The following is a 342-nucleotide window of genomic DNA, read 5'->3' as shown; positions in this document are numbered from 1 at the left end:
CTGGAATTCCACCCCCCTCTTTCGTACTCTAGCTCAGCAGTATCGAATGCCGTTCCCAGGTTGAGCCCGGGGCTTTCACATCCGACTTACCAAGCCACCTACGTGCGCTTTACGCCCAGTAATTCCGATTAACGCTCGCACCTTCCGTATTACCGCGGCTGCTGGCACGGAATTAGCCGGTGCTTCTTCTGTGGGTAGCGTCACGGCCGATGGATATTAGCCACCAGCTTTTCCTCCCCACTGAAAGTGCTTTACAACCCGAAGGCCTTCTTCACACACGCGGTATGGCTGCGTCAGGCTTTAGCCCATTGCGCAATATTCCCCACTGCAGCCTCCCGTAGG

At 56.1% G+C, this 342-nt stretch carries 1 rRNA gene; it reads right to left on the bottom strand.

Going from position 1 to position 342, the window contains the following annotated elements:
* Positions 1-342 (bottom strand): 16S ribosomal RNA (locus tag ACTHSL_RS13260); the annotation flags it as partial.

It is taken from the genome of Neisseria sp. P0008.S010, from assembly GCF_051962715.1.
Taxonomy (GTDB): Bacteria; Pseudomonadota; Gammaproteobacteria; order Burkholderiales; family Neisseriaceae; genus Neisseria; species Neisseria elongata.
The sequence above is the reverse complement of the archived record's forward strand: the minus strand, read 5'-3'. Positions and strand labels throughout refer to the sequence as shown.